General features: G+C 62.6%; 1 protein-coding gene. It reads right to left on the bottom strand.

Going from position 1 to position 1,050, the window contains the following annotated elements; all coding sequences use genetic code 11:
* Positions 1-598 (bottom strand): reverse transcriptase domain-containing protein (locus tag QT231_RS24205; RefSeq protein ID WP_308339325.1); only part of this gene is annotated, 598 nt, incomplete at its 3' end.
* Positions 599-1,050: the final 452 nt, after the last annotated feature.

Below are 1,050 nucleotides of genomic sequence, written 5' to 3'. Positions count from 1 at the left end.
CGCGCCGCGCCACCCGGGCCATCAGCAGGTCGTGGTTCACTCGGTCGAAGAAGGCTTCCAGATCAAGGTCGACCACCCAGCGGTGGCCGGCGGTGACGTGGGCCTTCATGGCCGAGACGGCCTGCTTGGCGCTGCGTTTGGGGCGATAGCCGTAACTCGACTCGGAGAAGGTCGGGTCGTAGATCGGCATCAGCACCTGAAGTAGCGCCTGCTGGATCAGTCGGTCAGTGACCGTCGGAATGCCGAGTTGCCGTACGCCGCCTTTAGGCTTAGGGATCGTGGCCGCTCGGATCGAGCTGGGGTGATACTCATCGGCCAGCAACCGCTCACGCAGCGTTGGCCAGTGTTGTTTCAAGTGGTCAGCCAGTTGATGCACCGTCATGCCATCGACACCCGGTGCGCCTTTGTTGGCGACCACCTTACGGTAAGCTCGCTCCATGTTCTTCGGGTCTACGACCCGTTCCATGAGCGAGGCTGGCTCCGCTTTCGTCCACGATAACGACGCCGGGCTCGTCTCGACGCTCACCGGCCGGGACGCGGGGTACCGCCCCTGCCCCTCTGGGTGAGTGACGGTGTTAGCGTCAGTGTCTGTCTTCATGATCGATCCTCGAGACGTTATCGCCTACTCGCGGTTCTTCATGTTCGGCCCTTGGTGCCGGGGTGAATCGACACTTACTATGGCCTCTGCTGACGTCTGGTGATCCATCCCGTCGCCTCTCGACGGCGGTAGCACCGTGGCAAACCACCAGACCTCCCAGGGTAAGACGCGCGACCTTCCCGCTTATGCCTGTCGGATTTACGTCATGGCGTTCCGTGCAAGTACTGGGCTTTGATGATTATGGCCATCTCACCCCGCCATAGCGCCTCGTATCCGCTTCCTGTTCGTCAGGCCAGCGTTTTGCCTCGGGCTGCCTTCGGATTCTCCCTCGCGGGAGACACCCTTGCCGTCGGCTAGCACTTCCCCTTGCCGGGCGTGCAGGGGACTTTCACCCCCAAGTCATCCTGAGGCACCACCCCCAGGAACAGCGCCAGTCAAGGCGCTGCGCGCCA

This window comes from Halomonas sp. SpR1, from assembly GCF_031010175.1.
GTDB lineage: Bacteria > Pseudomonadota > Gammaproteobacteria > Pseudomonadales > Halomonadaceae > Vreelandella.
This window is presented reverse-complemented; position numbering and strand designations above follow the sequence as displayed.